We start from the raw sequence: 18370 nt of genomic DNA on the forward strand, positions 1-18370 counted from the left end.
TCGTTCTCGGTATCGCTAGGGTGAGGCAGGAGTCGAGGAGGTGGACGTCTGGTGGTGGCCGCGACACGACCGCGTCGTACGGCGCGGCAGCAGGAGCTGCTCGGCCGGCTCGTCGACCTGTGCGAGGCGGAGGGGTTCGCCGGGTTCACGCTCGACGACCTGACGGTGCGCCTCGGCTGCTCGAAGACGACGCTCTACTCGCTCGCGGGCTCCAAGCTGGAGCTCGCGGTCGAGATCGTCCGGGCCTCGTTCCGCCGCGCCACCGACCTCGTCGAGGCGCGCCTCGACGGTGTGGAGGGCGCCGGGCCCCTCATCGACACCTACCTGCGGGCCGTGGCCGACCACCTGCAGTCGCTGTCCGTCGCGTTCCTGGCGGACATCGCCGCCTTCCCGGCCACCGACGCCGTCTACCGCCGCAACACGGAGGCCGCCGCCGACCGGATCCGGCAGCTCGTCAGCGAGGGCGTCGCCTCCGGGGAGCTCCGCCAGGTCCACGCGGGGTTCGTCGCGGAGATGGTCGCGGCGACGATGTTCGACATCCAGCGCGGGCGGCTGTTCGAGCGGCTCGAGCTGAGCGACGCGGAGGCCTACGCCGAGCTCGCCGACTTCGTGGTGCAGGCGCTGACGGGCTGAGGGCTCAGCCGCCCTCGGCGATGCGCTGGTGGTGGTGGATGACCTCGGCGATGACGAAGTTGAGGAACTTCTCCGCGAACACGGGATCCAGCCCGGCGGAGGTCGCGAGGGAGCGCAGGCGGGTGATCTGCCGCTCCTCGCGGGCCGGGTCGGCCGCGGGCAGCTGCTGCTCGGCCTTGAGCACGCCCACGCGCTGCGTGCACTTGAACCGCTCCGCGAGCAGGTGCACCAGGGCCGCGTCGATGTTGTCGATGCTGGAGCGCAGCGCGGCCAGCTCGGGCGGTACCTCGCCGGCCGGAGCCGTCCCCGTCTCGGTCACGTCGTCGCTCACGGGAGCCAACAATAGGTGCGCGCGGCCCCTCAGCGACCGAGCAGCCCCCGCACGAGCCCGCGCACCGTCCCCAGCAGCGAGCCCACCGGGTCCCCGCCCGGCTCCTCCGGCGACCCGGAGCCGTCGGCCGGCGTCCCCCAGTCGAGCGTGCTCCACGACGCGTTGAGCACGACGAGCACGCGGGAGCCGTCGGGGTTCGCGTAGGCCACCGTCTCCACCGGCGAGCGCTGCGTCGAGCCCAGCAGCACCGCACCGGGCTGCACGAAGCGGGAGAGCTGGGACCAGTACGCCGCCGACTGGCCCACCGCGTACCCCTCGTCGCCCACCTCGACCATGCCCCGGCAGGTCGCGCAGCCGCCGAGGTGCGGCCCGCCGGCCGTGTCGAGCGCCAGGTTCCAGTAGAGGGAGGCGACCGCGCCGTACCGGAGCGGGTTGAGGAGCGCCAGGTGCGTCTCGTTGACGAGGTTCTGCCGGGTGTCGCGCCAGTGGGTCGTGCCGGTGCACTCCGTCATCCACGCCGGTCGCGCGGTGGTCTGCTGGGCGGCGGGCTCGCGGCGGCGGTTGGACTCGTAGCAGTGGTAGCCGATCGCGTCGACCTGCTCGCCGGCGGCGGCCAGCAGCGCGGCGGGGTAGCCCGTCGGGCGGTCCGTGCCCTCGTCCACGTAGTTGTGGTCCCAGCCGAGGATCGCGACGTCCGCGAACCCGGCCGCGTCGAGCGCGGGCCGCAGCACGGTCGCGAGCCGGGCCTGGGTGGCGACGGGCATGGTCATCGTCGGGTAGGTCGAGTTGCAGTGCTGCGGCTCGTTGCCGAGCGACACCTGGGCGACGTCGATGCCCTCCGCGGCGTACGCCTGCAGGTAGCGCACGTAGTAGCGCGCGTAGACCTCGACCATGTCGTCGCGCAGCTGGTTCTGCTGCTGCCAGCAGTCGCCGACGTACTTCCCCGAGCGCTTCATCCACCCCGGCGCCGACCAGGGCGCCGCGACGACGACGAGGTCGGGGTTGATCGCGAGCGCGTCCCGCAGCACCGGCAGCACGTGGGCCCGGTCGCGCTCGATCGAGAACGCCGCGAGCGTCGGGTCCGGCGCGTCCGCGTAGCTCGCGTGCCCCGCCGTCGCGACGAAGTCGCTCGCCCCCATCGCGAGGCGCACGACGTCGAGCGAGGCGCCGTCGGCGCCGAAGAGGTCGGCGAGGATCGCGTCGCGCTGCGGCGAGGTGTCGATGACGTACGCCGCGGAGTCGGTCAGCGCGCCGCCGAAGCCGACGACGGGGGAGGCGCCGGGGACGGGGTCGCCCACGACGAGCTCCTCGCCGCCCACGACGGGACGGGTGGCGAGCGGGACGCGCGCGGCGACCCGCTCGGTGAGGCCGCCGGCCGTGGCCGTGGTGCGCCACGACGTGACGCCCGTCCCGGCCGGGTCGCCGGGGCGCCAGACGTAGGTGGTCACGGACGTCGGCGGCAGCGTGTCCCGGACCGCAACGCCACCCAGGTCGATGCGGACGTCGCTGCGGGTGTCGGCGGCGGGCTGCGCGGGCGCGGCCGCGCTCGTGGTGGCGACGAGCGCCACCAGGGCGGTCGTCGTGACGGAGAGGCGCAGGAGGGGCGTGGGGAGCATGGGAGGCGTCGACTTTCTGGGGCCCGGGGGAAGGCGTGGCGCCCTGACGACCGGAGGGGGAGGGTGTCGTCGTCCGGCAACCTACGGCATCTCGGGCCCCGGCGGAACGGTTCCTCAAGGAATCCTCAAGGCGCGTCGGGTGGAATAGCGACCCGGTGGAAAACGATTCGCTCCTCGACGATGAGTTCTGGGAGCCTCTCCGGTCGGACCCGTCGTCCGTCGCACCACCCGCCCCCGCTCCAGGAGACACCCATGACCGACACCCGCGCTGCGGCGCCGCCCGCGCCCCCGAGGGTCGCCGACGCGTCCCGGCTGGAGCGCCGCGACGTCGTGCTGATCGGCGTGCTGCTGGTGGCGACCTTCGTGGTGATCCTCAACGAGACGGTCATGAGCGTCGCCCTGCCGGTGCTGCAGACCGAGCTCGGCGTCGACCCCAGCGTCGGGCAGTGGCTGACGACGGCGTTCCTGCTGACGATGGGCGTGGTCATCCCGCTGACGGGCTACCTCATCTCCCGCCTCGGCACCCGCACCCTGTTCGGGGTCGCGATGAGCCTCTTCACGGTCGGCACGACGCTGGCCGCGCTGGCCCCCGGCTTCGGCGTGCTGCTGAGCGCGCGGGTCGTCCAGGCCACCGGCACCGCGATCATGCTGCCGCTGCTGATGACGACGATCATGACGCTCGTGCCGCCGGCCCGCCGCGGCGTGATGATGGGCAACATCTCGATCGTCATCTCCGTGGCGCCGGCCCTCGGACCGACGCTGTCCGGTGTGGTGCTCGAGCACCTGGGCTGGCGCTGGGTCTTCGGGCTCGTCGTGCCGGTGGCCGTGGCCGCCCTCGTGCTCGGCCTGCGCCTCGTGCGGCCGGTCGCCGCCCCGCTCGCCGCGCCCGTCGACCTCCTCTCGGTGCCGCTCGCGGTGCTCGGCTTCGGCGGTCTCGTCTACGGCCTCGTCAGCCTCGGGCACGCGGCCGAGGGATCGGGCGGGCTGCCCCCGGCGGTCCCGTTCGTCGTGGGTGGCGTCGCGCTGGCGGCGTTCGTCGCGCGCCAGCTGCTCCTCGCCCGCACCGACCGTGCGCTCCTCGACCTGCGGGTCTTCGCGTCGCGGCAGTTCACGGTCGCGATGGTCGCGATGCTCGTGGCGATGGCCGCGATGATGGGCACCTTCATCCTGGTGCCCTACTACGCCCAGACCGTGCTCGGCATGGGTCCGACCGCGACCGGCCTGCTGACCCTGCCGGGCGGCATCCTCATGGGCGTCGCCGGTCCGATCGTCGGGCGCATCTACGACGCGCGCGGCCCCCGCCTGCTGCTCCTCCCCGGCGCCGCGCTCATCAGCGCGGCCCTGTGGATGCTCGCGACCGTCGGGGCCGACACCCCCGTGGCGTGGCTGCTCGCGGCGTACGTCGTGCTCTGCGTGGGACTGGCCGTCACCTTCACGCCGCTGATGACGGCGGGCCTCGGGTCGGTGCGCCCGGCGCTCTACGCCCACGGCTCGGCGGTGCTCGGCACGTTCCAGCAGGTCGCCGGGGCGGCCGGTACGGCGCTGTTCGTCACCGTCATGACCATCGTCTCCACGCGTTCGGCCGAGGACGGAGCCACCACGGAGGTCGCGGTCGCGGACGGCGTGCAGTCCGCGTTCCTCGTCGGCGCCTGCGTCTCGCTGCTGCTGCTCGTCGTCGTGACGTTCGTGCGGAGGCCGGAGCCGGAGCCCGCCTCGGACGGCGCGCCGCTGCCCCACTGAGCGGCGCCGTCCGCGGGAGCATCCGTCACACTGGCTCCCGTGGACGTGACCGCGTGCATCTACTCGCCGGACGGGGCCCTGCGCCTCGAGCCCGACGAGTTCCTCGACGCCGCGCTGCTGTGGTGGCCGGACGCCGTCGCGGTCGACGTGCGCCGCCGCATCCCCCGGTCCCGCCGCGTCGGCGTGCGGGTCGAGGCGCCCGGCGAGCGGCCGTTCCAGGTGCGCCTGTCGCGTGACGGCACCGAGCTGCTGACCGACGGCGACCACGTGCAGCAGATCTGGTTCGCCATCTGGGCCCGCTCCCGCGTGCCGTACGACGCGCCCGGCCGCATCGTGCTCGTCAACGCCGACGCGTCCGAGGCGGCCCTGCTGACCCCGGGCATGACGCCGCGCGAGGTGTGGGCCGCCTGGCGCGGCCAGAGCGAGGAGTGGCAGCGCTTCGCCCGCGGGTGGCTCGCGGGGGCGCTGGCGGGGTAGGCCGCGCGCCGAGCTGGGGTGTTCGGCGCGGCGTGGGCGCCGAGCTGGGGTGTTCGGCGGCGCCCGGCGGGGCGTGGCGGGGTCCGTAGTGCCCGCGCCATCACCAGCGGCAGGTCCCGACGCGTCCGGGACGTCGTTCGTGACCAGTTCTGCGGGTCAGCGGGTCGTCGTCCCCTCGGCGTCCGGGCCGAGCGTGCTCTCGCGGGCCGCGAGGGTCGGGGGGAGGACCACCGAGGTCACCTCGGTTCCCCCGAGTGCTGCGACGAGCAGTGCCATCGCCTCCCGGCCCATGTCGTGGAGCGGCGAGCGCACGGAGCTCAGCGGCAGGGGCAGCTCGGCGGCGAGGGGGATGTCGTTGTAGCCCACCACGGCCACGTCCCGACCCGCGGTGAGCCCGGCGGCGCGCAGCGCGCCGAGGGCTCCGATCGCCGCGAAGTCGTTGACGACGAAGAGTGCCGTCGGCCGTTGGCCCGACCGAGCCAGAAGGTGCTCGGTCGCGCTCCGGCCGCCGGCCACGTCGAAGCGTGAGGGCACGACCAGGTCGGGATCGAGCGGGTGCCCGGCCGCGGCGTAGACCTCGGCGAAGCCGGCCAACCGGTCGATCCCGGTGCTGGCGAACGGCTCGCCGGCGACGACGGCCACCCGTCGGTGCCCCAGGTCGAGCAGGTGCTCCGCAGCCAGGCGTCCGCCCGCCCGGTCGTCGCACGTGACGCTCGGGTGGCCCGGGGACCGTCGGCTGACCAGCACGAAGGGCACCTTGCGGGCCTCGAGCTGGGCGATGACCGCGTCGTCCTCCACGCGTGCGTCGCCGAGCACGATCCCGTCGACCTGGCGGGCCAGGAGCATCCCGAGCTTGGCAGCGCGCTCGTCGTCGCGGTCGCTCGTGTTGGCGACGAAGGTCTGGTAGCCGTGGCGACGTGCCTCGTCGTCGATGCCCTCGTAGATGGTGGCGAGCACGAGGTCGGTGAGCCGGGGGACGAGCACGCCGGCCAGGGAGGTGCGGCGCGTGCGGAGGCCCGCAGCGTGGATGTTGCGGGAGAAGCCGACCTGCGCGGCGACGGCCCGGATGCGGGCCACCGTGGCGGACGAACCCACACGCACGCCGTCGTCCAGCGTCGCGGACAGCGCGCGGGACGCGGTCGAGGGATGCACGCCGGCGAGAGCGGCGACCGTCGCGAGGGTGGGGCGTCCGGCCTTGTCCAGGTGCGGCAGGTCGGACGGGGCCTCTGTCGACATCGCGCCCTCCTCACGTCTCCCCGCGGAATCTACCGGGTGCTCTTGCGCGGCGTGACGACGGCCACTACGGTAGCGCAATCGATTGGCACAAACGATTGGGCACTATGCAAAACATCGTGGTCATCACGACCGGAGGCACGATCGCGAGCGTGGCGGACGAGTCCGCCGGACCGGGCGGTGCGCACGCGAAGGTCGCGCGCGTCCCCGGCCCCGCGCTGGTTGCGGGGCTCGCCGCCGAGCGCCTGCCCGTCGGGACGGACGTCCGCGTCGTGGAGGCCATGAGCCTCAACAGCTACGACATCGACTTCACGGCGATGGACACGATCGTGGCAGCGGTGCGGGGGGCGCTGGCCGATCCGACGACGATCGGCGTCGTGGTCACCCACGGCACCGACACGCTCGAGGAGTCGGCCCTCCTCGTCGACCTCTTCCACGACGACCGCCGGCCGGTCGTGCTGACCGGCGCGCAGCGCAGCAGCGACGACCCCGGCGCGGACGGCCCGGGCAACCTTGCCGACGCGATCGCCGTCGCCGCCTCCGAGGAGGCCCGCGGTCTCGGCGTGCTCGTGTGCTTCGCCGGTCTCCTGCACGCGGCCCGCGGCACGCGGAAGATCCACAACACCGAGCGAGACGCGTTCCGCGACGCCGACCGCGGACCGGTGGGCAGCGTCCACGACGGGCGCGTCCGCATCGACGCGGTGCCGGACCGGGTCGGTCGCTCACCGCTCCGCGCCGTACGACTCGCCGGGACCCGCGTCGACACCGTCGCCCTCTATCCCGGTGCGGACGCAACGGCCATCGACGCCCACGTGGCCCACGGGGCGCGGGGCCTCGTGCTGGAGGCCACCGGGTGCGGCAACGGGAACGCCGCGGTGGTCGCCGCCGTCGCGCGCCACGCCGGCTCCGGTCTGCCGATCGTCCTGTCGACGCGGGTCGCCGCGGGCGCGGTCCGACCCGTGTACGGCGGGGGTGGGGGCGGCGTCGACCTCGTCGCCGCCGGCGCGGTGCCCTCGGGGTCGCTCCGACCGAGCCAGGCCCGGGTGCTGCTCGCCGCCCTGGTCGCCGCCGGCAGCGCCCCGGCCGCGATCGCCGCGGCGTTCGCTGCCGACCCGTCCGCGCCGTACCCCGTCCCCGCCTCCGCTCCCCTGGTCACATCCCCCCGTCCCACCACCGTCGTCCCGACCTGACCCCCATCCCGAGGAGAACCCCATGAGCGACACCCCGCGTTCCGCCACCCACCCGGCCGTGAGCCAGGTCCGGGTCGCCGCCGTGCAGTCCGACCCGCAGGTCGGCCTCGAGAACAAGGCGGCCAACGTCGAGGCCACGCTGGCCCAGGTGCGCGCCTGCGCGGCTGAGGGCGCCCGCCTCGTCGTGCTGCCGGAGCTGGCCAGCACCGGGTACTCCTTCGACACGCGGGAGGAGGCCTACGCGCACGCGGAGCCCGTGCCGGACGGCCCGACCTGCACCGCGTGGGCGGAGCTCGCCCGCGAGCTGGACGTCTACCTCGTGGCCGGCATCGCGGAGAGCGACGGCGTGCAGCTGTTCGACACCGCCGTGCTGATCGGGCCCGAGGGGTTCATCGGGAAGTACCGCAAGACGCACCTGTGGAACCGCGAGAAGCTGATCTTCACGCCGGGATCGTCCTACCCGGTCTTCGAGACGCGGATCGGCCGCATCGGCCTGCTCGTGTGCTGGGACATCTGGTTCCCGGAGGTCGCCCGCATCCTCACGGCCCAGGGCGCCGACGTCATCTGCTCGGTCAACAACTGGGTGTGGACCCCGCCGCCGCTCTTCGACGACGCCGGCAACTGCATGGCCAGCTACCTCACGATGGGCGCCTCTCACGTCAACAGCGTGCCCATCGTGGCCGCCAACCGCGTGGGCGAGGAGCGCGGCGGCAAGTTCCTGGGGTGCTCCCTCATCACGGGTGTCAACGGCTGGCCGACGTCGCGCATCGCCGACGCGGAGAAGGAGGAGGTGCTCTACGCCGACCTAGACCTAGCTGCCGCCCGCTCCGCCGTCGTGTGGAGCGACCTCAACGACCTGCCTCGCGACCGCCGCACCGACCTCTGCGACCCGCTCCTCGGCTACACCGGCGGCACGCCGGTCGTGCGCTGAGCCGCGCCGACGGGACCACCGCCATGACCATCCCCCTCGACGGCCCGCCCACCGGCCGCACCCGCCCGGCGGAGCGCGAGGAGCTCGCGCTGCCCGGTGTCCTGCTCGGCGGCGCGGTCGTCGTCGGTGCGTTCACGCTCCTGACGGCGGCCCTGTCCGCGGTGCCCGCGGGCGACCGTGGGCTGACCGACTACGCCACCTGGCTGGCCGCGGTGCCCGACGACCTGGGCGCCCGGGTGCAGTGGGTGCTCGGCGACATCACGGAGCCCCAGTTCTACAAGTCCTGGGTGGCCTCCCTCGGCCTGCTGCTCGGCGGCCTCGTCGGCTGGTGGGCCCACCGCACGCGGCGGCGCTGGGCCGGCGAGCCGATCGCTTACGGCAGCGGCCTCTGGCCGTGGATGCTCGGCGCGGCGGGACTGAGCCTGGTGCTGTCGAACGTCGTCGTCGGGGACCGGCTCGCGGACGGCTGGCAGCCCACGTTCGTGCCCTTCGTGTGCGTGGCGCCGGCGGTGGTGCTGGTGTACGGCCGCGGCTGGAGCACCCTCGTCACCGGCGCCGTGCTGGGTGTGGTGACGACGCCGCTCGCGATGGTCCTGATCGCCCACGTCACCGGGCCGCTGGCGCTGCCGGCGGTCGTCGCGAACACCGCCGCGATGAGCGTCGGCACCGCCGCGGTGTTCCTGCTCTGCCGCGTGCTGCCGTGGATGGCCCTGCCCGTGGCGGAACCGGACTCGCAGGTGGAGACCGTCGCTGCGGAGCGGCGGGTCCCGACGGTGCTCGGCGATGCGGTCTGGACGGTACGGCGTGTGGTCACCGACTTCACCGAGACGCAGTTCTGGGCCAACGAGTGGGCGAGCCTGGGGCTCATCGCGGGCGCGGTCGTGACGACGCTGCTCAACCCCGACTTCGGGTCCTACGGAAGCGGGCTCCTGCCGCGCATCATGCTGGCCCAGGCCCTCACCTCCGCTCTCGGGGTCGTGCTGTGGCGGCACCTCTACCGGGGCGGCGGCTGGGCGCCGACCTACATCTCGGTGGTCTCGGTCGCGCCCGCGACCGTGCTGGCCCACGGCGACAGCCTGCTCGCCCTGGTCCTCGGTGCGGTCGCCGGGGCGGTGCTCTGCCCGGTCGTCGCGCGGCCGGTGTCGCGAGCGCTGCCGGAGGACTTCCACCCGTTCATCGGCAACACCGTCGCGATGGCGGTGGTGACGTCGCTCGTGGTGCCCGCGGTGGGGCTCGTCGTCTGAGGGCGGGCCACGACCCGACCGGGCAGTCCCGGACGGTCCTGTGGAGGACCGTCCGGGACTGTCGGTCGCTCGTGGCAGGCTCTCCCGCGTGACCCTCACCGTCCACCGCGCGACCAGCACCGGCGTCCTCGCCGACGCGCTGGGCGACCTGCTCGCGCACCCGGTGGACGACCCGTTCGCCGACGAGCTGGTGGTGGTCCCGGAGCGCGGGATCGAGCGGTGGCTGGCCCAGCGGCTCTCCCACCGGCTCGGTGCCGGGCCGCGGGGCGGCGACGGGGTGTGCGCGGGGGTCCGGTTCCTGAAGCCGCACTCGCTGGTGACCCTCCTGCTCGACCGCGACCGCGACGACCCGTGGGAGCCGTCGCGTCTCGTCTGGCCCGTGCTCGCCGTCGTCGACGCCCACCTCGACGAGCCGTGGTGCGCGCCGCTGGCGCGGCACCTGGGGGCGGTGCTCGCCCCCGGCGAGCCGCCGGAGCTGGGGGAGCTGCGGCGGTCCCGGCGCTGGGCGGTCGCGCGGCGTCTCGCGGGGCTGTTCGGGTCCTACGCGTCGCAGCGCCCGCGCCTGCTGGCCGACTGGCGGGAGGGGCGGGCGCTCGACGGAGCGGGCGAGCCGCTGCCCGACGACCTGCACTGGCAGGCCGAGCTCTGGCGCCGGGTGCTCGACGAGGTCGACGCGCCGCCGCCCGACGTGCGGTACGCGCGCACGGTGGCGGCGCTGCGCGCCGGTGAGCTCGACGACCTCGACCTGCCGGGGCGCCTGTCGCTCTTCGGCCACACCCGCCTCCCCGCCGCGGAGCTGGAGCTCCTCGCGGCCCTGGGGGAGCACCGCGACGTGCACCTGTGGCTCCCCGTCGCGTCCACCGCCGTGGCGCGGGCGCTCGACGCGCACGCCCCGGTCGACGTGGCGGCACCGGTGCGGGCCGACCACGACACCGACGTGCTCGTCCACCACCCGCTGCTCGCGGCGCTGGGACGCGACGCCCGCGAGCTGGGGCTGCGGCTCGCCGCGGTGCCCGGCGTCGCGGTGGTGACCCACGACGACCACGACGAGCCCGGCCCGGACGCCTCGCTGCTGCGCCTCCTCCAGGCCGACGTGCGCGCCGACCGGGTCCCCGACGAGCACGACCGCGCCGCGCGCACCCGGGCGGTCGACACGTCGGTGCAGGTGCACGCCTGCCACGGGCCCGCGCGGCAGGTCGAGGTGCTGCGCGAGGTGCTCGTCGGGCTGCTGGCCGACGACCCCACGCTCGAGCCCCGGGACGTGCTGGTCATGTGCCCCGACGTCGAGACCTACGCGCCGCTGATCGAGGCGGGCTTCGGGCTGGCCGGCGCCCTCGACGAGGGCGACGAGCCCGCAGCGAGGGAGGGCCGTCACCCGGCCCACCGGCTGCGGGTCCGCCTCGCGGACCGCGCGCTCGGCAGCACCAACCCGCTCCTGGCCCTCGCCGAGCGGCTCGTCGCCCTGGCCGGCGGGCGGGTCACGGCCTCCGACGTGCTCGACCTGGCGTCGCTGCCGGTGGTGCGCCGCCGCTTCCGCCTGGCCGACGACGACCTGACGGTGCTGCAGCGCTGGGTGGCCGACGCCGGCGTGCGCTGGGGCCTCGACGCGCCCCACCGCGCGGGGTTCGGGCTCGACGGCATCGCCCAGAACACCTGGCGCGCGGGTCTCGACCGCGTGCTGCTCGGCGTCGCCATCTCCGGCGACGAGCCGCACTGGCTGGCCCACGCCCTCCCGCTCGACGACGTCGGCAGCGGCGCGATCGACCTCGCGGGACGCGTCGCCGAGCTGGTCGACCGGCTCCAGCGCACGCTCGACGCCCTCCACGGTCCGGCACCGGCCGGCCGGTGGGCAACCGCGCTCGCCGAGGGCGTGGCGTCGCTCGCCGCGGTCGCTCCGACCGACGCCTGGATGCAGGCCGAGCTCGACCGCGAGCTGCGGCGCCTCGCGCCCGACGACGACGGGGCCTCGCCGCCCCTGGTGCTGCCGGACGTCCGGGCCCTGCTCGCCCGGCTCTGGTCCGGCCGCCCGACGCGCACGAGCTTCCGCACGGGCACGCTGACCGTGGCCACGCTCGTGCCGATGCGGTCGGTCCCGCACCGCGTGGTCTGCCTGCTCGGCCTCGACGACGGCGTGTTCCCGCGCGCCGGGATCGACGACGGCGACGACGTGCTCGCCCGGCGGCCGCTCCTCGGCGAACGCGACCCGCGCGCGGAGGACCGGCAGCTCCTCCTCGACGCCGTCATGGCGGCCGGCGAGCGACTGGTGGTGACCTACACGGGGGCGACGGAGCACACCGGTGGGGTGCGGCCGCCGTCGGTGCCGGTGGGCGAGCTCCTCACCGCGCTGCGGGCCACCGCCCCCGTCGAGCGACCGCTGGTGGTGCGTCATCCCCTGCAGCCGTTCCACCCGGCCAACCTGGAGCCGGGGGCGGGCACCGGCGACGGCCTGGTGCCGCCGGGTGCGCCGCCGTTCAGCTTCGACCCGACCGCCCTCGCAGGCGCTCGCGCGATCGTGCGGGAGCGCGCGCCCCGCGGTCCGTTCGTCGCCGCGCCCCCGCCCCGCGACCCCGAGCCGGAGGTGGCGCTCGACGACCTGGTGCGGTTCGTCGAACGACCCGTGCGGGAGTTCCTGCGCACCGGTCTCGGCGTCGGCAGCCGCTTCGACGCCGACCAGGTCGCCGACGCGCTGCCGCTGGAGCTCGACCCCCTCGACCGGTGGGGCGTGGGCGCACGGCTCCTCGCCGACGTGCTGGGCGGCGTGCACCCGGAGCTGGCCCGGGAGGCCGAGCGCCGGCGCGGCCAGCTGCCCCCGCGCGCGCTGGGCGCCCGCACCCTCGCGAGCGCCGAGCGCGACGTGCGGGCGCTCTACGTCGACACCGTCGAACTGCGGGCCGGTGACGCGCGCACGCTCGACGTGGACGTCGACCTGGGCGACGGCCGCCGCCTCGTCGGCACCGTCGGTGGCGTGCACGGCAACCGCCTGGTCTCGGTCGGGTTCTCCCGCGTGCGGGCACGGCACCGCATCGGGGCGTGGGTGCGGCTGCTGGCGCTCTCGGCGGCCCACCCCGACTCCTCCTTCACGGCCCACACCGTCGGCCGGAGCGGTCGTTCCGGCCCGCAGCGCTCGTTGGCCGGGCCCCTCGACCACCGCGCGCTCGACCACCTGCGCGCCCTCGTCGACCTGCGGGACCGGGGCCTCGCCGAGCCGCTGCCGATGCCGGAGCGCACGGCGTGTGCCGTGGCGGAGGCCATGCGCCGCCAGCGGGCCGGCGACGACGTGGAGCTCGAGGTCGTCGCGCGTCGCGAGTGGGAGACCTCGCGTGACCGTGCCGCCGTCCCCGGCGAGCACGAGGAACCCGAGCACGCGTTGGTCTTCGGCGACGCGTCCGGCGTGGAGGTGCTGCTCGGTCCGCCGGGCGACGACGAGCTCTGGGTGCCCGCCACGGAGGGGCCGGGCTTCCGCACCCGCATCGGGCAGCTCGCCTGGCGGGTCTGGGGTCCGCTGGTCACCGGCGGCGAACGGCTGGGTCCGCTGTGAGCGCCGAGGACCTCACGCCGCCGGAGCTCGCGCCCTTCGACGTGCTCGGCCCGCTGCCGCAGGGCACCACCCTGCTCGAGGCCAGCGCCGGCACCGGCAAGACCTGGACGATCGGTGCCCTCGTCGCCCGGTACGTCGCGGAGGGCCACGCCCGGCTCGACGAGCTCCTCGTCGTCACGTTCGGGCGTGCCGCCAGCCAGGAGCTGCGCCAGCGGGTGCGGGGCCAGCTCGTCGACGTGGCGTCCGCCCTGGCGGCCACGCTCGCCCGCCGGGACGCCACGGACGCCACGGACGCCACCGGCCCGGCTGTTCCCCGACCGGCGCCGGACGCGCCCGACGTCGACGAGGTCGTCGCCCTGCTCTGCACCGGCGACCAGGCGACCCTCCGCGCCCGCCACGCCCGGGTCAGCAGCGCCCTCGCCCACTTCGACGGCGCCACCATCGCGACGATCCACCAGTTCTGCCAGCAGGTGCTCCGCAGCCTGGGCGTCGCGGGCGACACCGACCCGTCGGCCCGGCTCGTGGAGGACGTCGGCGACGTGCGTGACGAGGTGGTGGACGACCTCTACCTGCGGGGGTTCGTCGACGAGGAGGCGCCGGTCTTCTCGGTCGCGGACGCGCGCCGCCTGGGCGCCGCCGCGGTCGGTGACCCGCAGGCGGCCCTGGTCCCGGAGCACCCGGCCGACGGCACGCCCGCGCTGCGGCGCGTGCGGTTCGCGCGGGCAGTGCGGGCGGAGGTCGAGCGGCGCAAGCGGCGGGCCGGCCTGCTGGGCTACGACGACCTCCTCAGCCAGCTCGCCACCGCGCTGGAGGACCCGGGTGCCGCGGCCCGCACGCGCATGCGGCAGCGCTGGCGCGTCGTGCTCGTCGACGAGTTCCAGGACACCGACCCGGTGCAGTGGCAGGTCTTCGACCGCGCCTTCTCGGGCCACGCCACGATGGTGCTCATCGGCGACCCCAAGCAGGCGATCTACGCGTTCCGCGGAGGCGACGTCGCGACGTACCTCGAGGCGGCGGCGACCGCGTCCACCCACCAGACGCTCGCCACGAACTGGCGCTCCGACCGTGCTCTCGTGGACGCGACGAACCGTCTGCTCGAGGGCACGGCGTTGGGCGACGACCGCATCGTCGTGCGACCCGTGACCGCCCACCACTCGGTCGCACGGCTGAGCGGCGCGCCGTCGGACGCGCCCTTCCGGCTGCGGATGGTGCGGCGCACCGACGTGAGCCGCGTGACGCGGCAGGGACGCGGGCTGCGCATGGACCAGGTGCGTCCCCACGTCGACACCGACTGCGCACGCGACATCGCGGCGCTGCTCGCCTCCGACGCGCAGTGGGACGGGCGGCGGCTCCAGGCGGGCGACGTGGCGGTGCTCGCCCACACGCGTCGCCAGCTCGGAGCCGTGCGCGACGCCCTCGCCGAGGTCGGCGTGCGCGCGGTCTTCGCGGGGGGCGGCAGCGTCTTCGCGACCCCCGCCGCGGAGGAGTGGCGCACGCTGCTGAGCGCCGTCGACGCGCCCCACCGCTCGCTGCTGGTGCGGGCCGCCGCGCTCACCTCGTTCTTCCCCGACACCCCGGCCTCGCTCGCGGCGGAGGGCGACCGGGCGACCGACCGCACCGCCGACACGCTGCGCCGCTGGTCGGTGCTGCTCGCCCGCCGGGGCGTGGCGGCGGTGTTCGAGGCGGCCCAGAGGGTTGGTCTGGCGGCCCGCGTGCTGTCCCGCCTCGAGGGGGAGCGCCACCTGACCGACCTGCGGCACCTCGCCGAGGCGCTGCACGCGGCGTCCCGGGGCGAGGCGCGCGGCGGCGGCGACCGCGCGCGCGGCGAGGCGCTGGGCCCGGCGGGCCTCGTGGCGTGGCTCGAGCACGAGATGCGGGAGGGGGCGAGCGACGGCGTCGACGAGCGCACCCGACGGCTCGACAGCGACCTGGCGGCCGTGCAGCTCGTGACGATCCACGGGAGCAAGGGGCTGCAGTACCCGGTGGTCTACCTGCCCTGGCTCTGCGACCGCTACGTCTCCGACCCCGCCGTCCCGCTCTTCCACCTGCCGCCGGACGAGCGCGGGCACCGCCGGCGCGCGATCGACGTCGGCGGGGAGTCGGGTCCGCACTGGCGGCGCAGCTGCGAGGAGCACCAGGCGGAGGACGCGGGCGAGTCGCTGCGGCTCCTGTACGTCGCGGTCACCCGCGCGCAGTCCCAGGTCGTCGCCTGGTGGGCGCCGACGAACAACACGGCCGGTTCGCCGCTGCACCGGGTGCTGTTCGGCCGCACCCGCGGCGTGGCCACGGTGCCGCCCACCGCACCCCTGCCGAGCGACGACGACGCCCAGGCCCGGCTGGCCGCGCTCGAGGCCGCCGGTGGACCGGTGCTCGAACGTGCCGTGCCGGCCGCGGCGCCCGAACGGCCGCCCGCCGCGGCGCCGCCCCGGCTCGCGGTGCGCTCGTTCGACCGCGAGGTCGACCTCGGCTGGCGCCGCACGTCCTACTCGGCGCTGGCCGCCGGAGGCAGCGCGACCGGGGTGCACGAGCCCGTGCTCCCGCCCACGAGCGAGCCCGAGGTGGTGCCGCGCGACGACGAGCCCGACACCGGGACGCCACCGCCGGCCCCGGACGCCGAGGTCGAGCTCGCCGACGACGTGGTCTCGCCGATGGCGGGCCTCCCGGTCGGCGCGACCTTCGGGTCCCTCGTGCACGCCGTGCTCGAGCACGCCGACCTCACGGCGCCCGACGCGCCGGAGCGGGTCGCCGCACTGGTGAGCGAGCAGCGCGCCTGGTGGCCGGTGCCCGACCTCGACGAGGACGCGCTCGTGCAGGCCCTCCTCGCGGTCGCGGCCTCGCCGCTCGGCCCGCTCGCCGGGGGACACACGCTGGCGACCATCGCACCCGCCGACTCGCTGCGGGAGCTGGACTTCGAGCTGCCGCTGTCGGGTGGCGACCACGCTCGCGGCGCCGGCGCCGGGTCCCGCACCGCCCCGGTCGTGCTCGGCGACCTCGCCCCGCTCCTGCGGGCGCACCTGCCCGCGGGGGATCCCGTCCGGAGCTACGCCGCGGTGCTCGACGGCGACGCGACGCTGGCGGGGCAGCCGTTGCGGGGCTACCTGGGCGGGTCGGTGGACGTGCTCCTCCGGCTCCGCGGCGCGGGCGCGGACGGCACGGACCGCTACGTCGTCGTCGACTACAAGACCAACTGGCTGGGCCCGCACGGCGACGACGCGCCCCCGCTCCGCGCCTCGACCTACCGCCCGGAGGCGATGGAGGCCGCCATGGCGGGGAGCGACTACCCGCTGCAGGCCCTGCTCTACGCGGTGGTGGCCCACCGGTTCCTGCGGTGGCGGCTCCGGGGCTACGACCCGGAGGTCCACCTGGGGGGCGTGCTCTACCTCTACCTGCGCGGGATGTGCGGACCGGCGACACCTCTCGTCGACGGGCAGCCGTGCGGTGTCTTCAGCTGGGTGCCGCCCGTCCCGCTCGTGGAGGCCGTCAGCGCCCTGCTGGACGGGGGTGACGACCGGTGAGCGAGCTCTTCGAGCCCGACGGGCCCCACGACCACCGGATCGCCGCGGTGGCCCCGGAGGGCCCGCTCCGCCTGCTCAACCACGCGGGGGTGCTCACGGCGGCCGACGTGCAGGTGGCCACGCGGGTCGGTGGCCTGGCGGTGCTGGCCGACGGCCGCGGCGCCGAGCACGATCTGGCGCTGCTGGCGCTGGCGCTCTGCGTGCGGTCGGTCCGCGGCGGGTCCGTGTGCCTCGACCTCGACACCGTCGCGGCGTCCACGGAGGCACCCGACGGCTGGTCGTGGCCGGACCGCGACGCGTGGAGCGCCGCGATCGACGGCAGCGCCCTGGTCGCGACGGGCGTGCTCCACCGGGCTGGCTCCCTGGTCCACCTCGACCGCTACCTGCGGGAGGAGCGCCAGGTCGCGGACGACCTGCGGGCGCGCGAGCGGCAGGCGGCGCCGGACGTCGACCTCGCCGTGCTCGAGCGGGGCGTGACGCGGGTGTTCCCCGCCTCGGGCGACGAGGAGCAGCGCGCCGCGGCCCGCCACGCACTGACCCGCCGCACCACCGTGCTGACCGGCGGCCCCGGCACGGGCAAGACCACCGCGGTCGCCGGGCTGCTCGCGCTCCTGGCCGAGCAGGCCGAGCACGATCCCGCCGGCCGGGCACCCCGGGTGGCGCTCGCCGCCCCCACGGGCAAGGCCGCCGCGCGCCTGACGGAGGCGGTCGCGGAGTCCGCGCGCCGCTTCTCCGCCGCCGACCAGGAGCGCGTCGCCCGGCTCGTGCAGGGCGCCCCCGCGACCACGCTCCACCGGCTGCTGGGCGCACGCCCGGACTCCTCCGTCCGGTTCCGGCACCACCGGGGCAACCGCCTGCCCCACGACGTCGTCGTGGTGGACGAGGCCTCGATGCTGTCCCTGACCCTCACCGCGCGCCTGCTCGAGGCCGTGCGCCCCGAGGCCCGGCTCCTGCTGGTCGGCGACCCCGACCAGCTGGCCTCCGTCGAGGCCGGTGCCGTGCTCGCCGACCTCGTCGCCGGCTTCGGCGACCCAAGCGACCCAGCCGACCCGGCCGACCCGGCCGGTCCCGTCGTCCGCCTGCGCACCTCGCACCGGTTCGGGGCGTCCATCGGCACCCTGGCCGCCGCCCTGCGCGACGCCGACGCGGGCGCCGACGCGGACGGCGAGGCTGGCGTGCTGGCCCAGCTCCGCGCCGTACGGCGCACGCCCGGGTCCCCGGCCGACCCGTCGGCGCCCGTCGGGTTCGTCGACCTGGCGGAGCCGGCGACGGAGGCGGCGCTCGACGAGGCGTTGCGGCCGCTCGTGCTGCCGACGGCTCGTGCGGTGCGGGCCGCGGCGCTCGCCGGGGACGCCGAGGGCGCCCTGGCGCTGCTGGGCGAGCACCGGCTGCTGTGCGCGCACCGGTCCGGTCCCGCGGGGGTGGCGGCCCAGAACCGTCGCGTCGAGACGTGGCTGGCGGAGGAGGATCCGGGCCTGGTGCCCGGCGGGTCCTACGCGGGCCGTCCGCTCCTCGTCAGCCGCAACGACCCGGGTCTCGGCCTCGCCAACGGTGACACCGGCGTCGTGGTGCGGGCGGCGGACGGCTCGTTCCGCGCCGTCTTCGCGACGCCGGGCCGCCCGCGCGAGCTGGCGCTGAGCCGGGTCGGCGACGTGGAGACCATGCACGCCCTCACGATCCACAAGGCGCAGGGCAGCCAGGCCGAGCGCGTCACGGTGCTGCTGCCCGGTCCCGAGTCGCGGCTGCTGACGCGGGAGCTGCTCTACACGGCGGTCACCCGCGCCCAGCGGTCCGTGTGCCTCGTGGGGTCCGAGGAGGCCGTCAGCGCGGCCGTGGGGCGCCACGTCCAGCGGGCCAGCGGTCTCCGCGAGCGGCTCCGCGCGACCGACTGACGGCGCGACCGACCGGGCCGACCGGCCAGG

The 18370-nt window shown here is 76.0% G+C and carries 12 protein-coding genes; 9 read left to right on the forward strand and 3 right to left on the reverse strand.

Translation table 11 applies throughout. The features are described 5' to 3' along the window. Nucleotides 1–54: 54 nt before the first annotated feature. Entirely contained in the window at nucleotides 55–633 is a 579-nt protein-coding gene (locus PIR53_18015; GenBank protein ID WZH51899.1) for a TetR/AcrR family transcriptional regulator, read from the forward strand. 4 nt (nucleotides 634–637) lie between these two features. Here PIR53_18015 and PIR53_18020 read toward each other — a convergent pair whose 3' ends face one another. Next, a complete protein-coding gene (locus PIR53_18020; GenBank protein ID WZH51900.1) occupies nucleotides 638–964 on the reverse strand; it encodes a chorismate mutase in 327 nt (108 codons plus the stop codon). A 29-nt stretch (nucleotides 965–993) separates the two neighbouring features. Further along, nucleotides 994–2580 (reverse strand): glycoside hydrolase family 30 beta sandwich domain-containing protein, encoded by a 1587-nt coding sequence (locus PIR53_18025; protein ID WZH51901.1) that lies wholly within the window; start codon nucleotides 2578–2580, stop codon nucleotides 994–996. Nucleotides 2581–2832: 252 nt separating this feature from the next. On the opposite strand from PIR53_18025, the gene PIR53_18030 reads away from it, so the two are divergent. Both PIR53_18030 and PIR53_18035 read left to right on the forward strand, forming a co-directional pair. Then, nucleotides 2833–4320, forward strand: coding sequence for an MDR family MFS transporter (locus PIR53_18030; GenBank protein ID WZH51902.1), 1488 nt, complete (start codon nucleotides 2833–2835; stop codon nucleotides 4318–4320). A gap of 39 nt (nucleotides 4321–4359) precedes the next feature. Beyond that, nucleotides 4360–4797: a hypothetical protein gene (locus tag PIR53_18035; protein ID WZH51903.1), complete on the forward strand. Its 438-nt coding sequence runs from the start codon at nucleotides 4360–4362 to the stop codon at nucleotides 4795–4797. 156 nt (nucleotides 4798–4953) lie between these two features. Here PIR53_18035 and PIR53_18040 read toward each other — a convergent pair whose 3' ends face one another. Further along, nucleotides 4954–6033 carry a LacI family DNA-binding transcriptional regulator gene (locus PIR53_18040; GenBank protein WZH51904.1) on the reverse strand — a complete coding sequence of 360 codons (1080 nt, stop codon included), beginning with the start codon at nucleotides 6031–6033 and terminating at the stop codon, nucleotides 4954–4956. A 104-nt stretch (nucleotides 6034–6137) separates the two neighbouring features. Between PIR53_18040 and PIR53_18045 the strand changes: the two genes are divergently transcribed. From PIR53_18045 to recD, 6 genes are all read left to right on the forward strand, one after another. Next, a complete protein-coding gene (locus PIR53_18045; GenBank protein ID WZH51905.1) occupies nucleotides 6138–7220 on the forward strand; it encodes an asparaginase in 1083 nt (360 codons plus the stop codon). Between the two features lie 22 nt (nucleotides 7221–7242). Continuing rightward, entirely contained in the window at nucleotides 7243–8151 is a 909-nt protein-coding gene (locus tag PIR53_18050; protein WZH51906.1) for a nitrilase family protein, read from the forward strand. A 23-nt stretch (nucleotides 8152–8174) separates the two neighbouring features. After that, on the forward strand, nucleotides 8175–9395 hold the full coding sequence (locus PIR53_18055) for a hypothetical protein (protein WZH51907.1): 1221 nt from the start codon (nucleotides 8175–8177) through the stop codon (nucleotides 9393–9395). Between the two features lie 88 nt (nucleotides 9396–9483). Then, complete coding sequence (gene recC, locus PIR53_18060; GenBank protein ID WZH51908.1) at nucleotides 9484–12933, forward strand: exodeoxyribonuclease V subunit gamma; 3450 nt, start codon at nucleotides 9484–9486, stop codon at nucleotides 12931–12933. Then, nucleotides 12930–16448 (forward strand): UvrD-helicase domain-containing protein, encoded by a 3519-nt coding sequence (locus PIR53_18065; GenBank protein WZH51909.1) that lies wholly within the window; start codon nucleotides 12930–12932, stop codon nucleotides 16446–16448. Before recC ends, PIR53_18065 begins: the two co-directional genes overlap by 4 nt. Beyond that, nucleotides 16445–18340, forward strand: a complete 1896-nt coding sequence (gene recD / locus PIR53_18070; protein ID WZH51910.1) for an exodeoxyribonuclease V subunit alpha — start codon at nucleotides 16445–16447, stop codon at nucleotides 18338–18340. Before PIR53_18065 ends, recD begins: the two co-directional genes overlap by 4 nt. Nucleotides 18341–18370 lie beyond the last annotated feature (30 nt).

Origin of the sequence: Nocardioides alkalitolerans (assembly GCA_038184435.1) — a bacterium.
Lineage (GTDB): Bacteria > Actinomycetota > Actinomycetes > Propionibacteriales > Nocardioidaceae > Nocardioides > Nocardioides alkalitolerans_A.

Excerpts from the sequence above, each read along its gene's own strand:
- PIR53_18030 (WZH51902.1), top strand. The coding sequence starts at position 2,833 with ATGACCGACACCCGCGCTGCGGCGCCGCCCGCGCCCCCGAGGGTCGCC.
- PIR53_18050 (WZH51906.1), top strand. The coding sequence starts at position 7,243 with ATGAGCGACACCCCGCGTTCCGCCACCCACCCGGCCGTGAGCCAGGTC.
- PIR53_18040 (WZH51904.1), bottom strand. The coding sequence starts at position 6,033 with ATGTCGACAGAGGCCCCGTCCGACCTGCCGCACCTGGACAAGGCCGGA.
- PIR53_18055 (WZH51907.1), top strand. The coding sequence starts at position 8,175 with ATGACCATCCCCCTCGACGGCCCGCCCACCGGCCGCACCCGCCCGGCG.
- PIR53_18045 (WZH51905.1), top strand. The coding sequence starts at position 6,138 with ATGCAAAACATCGTGGTCATCACGACCGGAGGCACGATCGCGAGCGTG.
- PIR53_18025 (WZH51901.1), bottom strand. The coding sequence starts at position 2,580 with ATGCTCCCCACGCCCCTCCTGCGCCTCTCCGTCACGACGACCGCCCTG.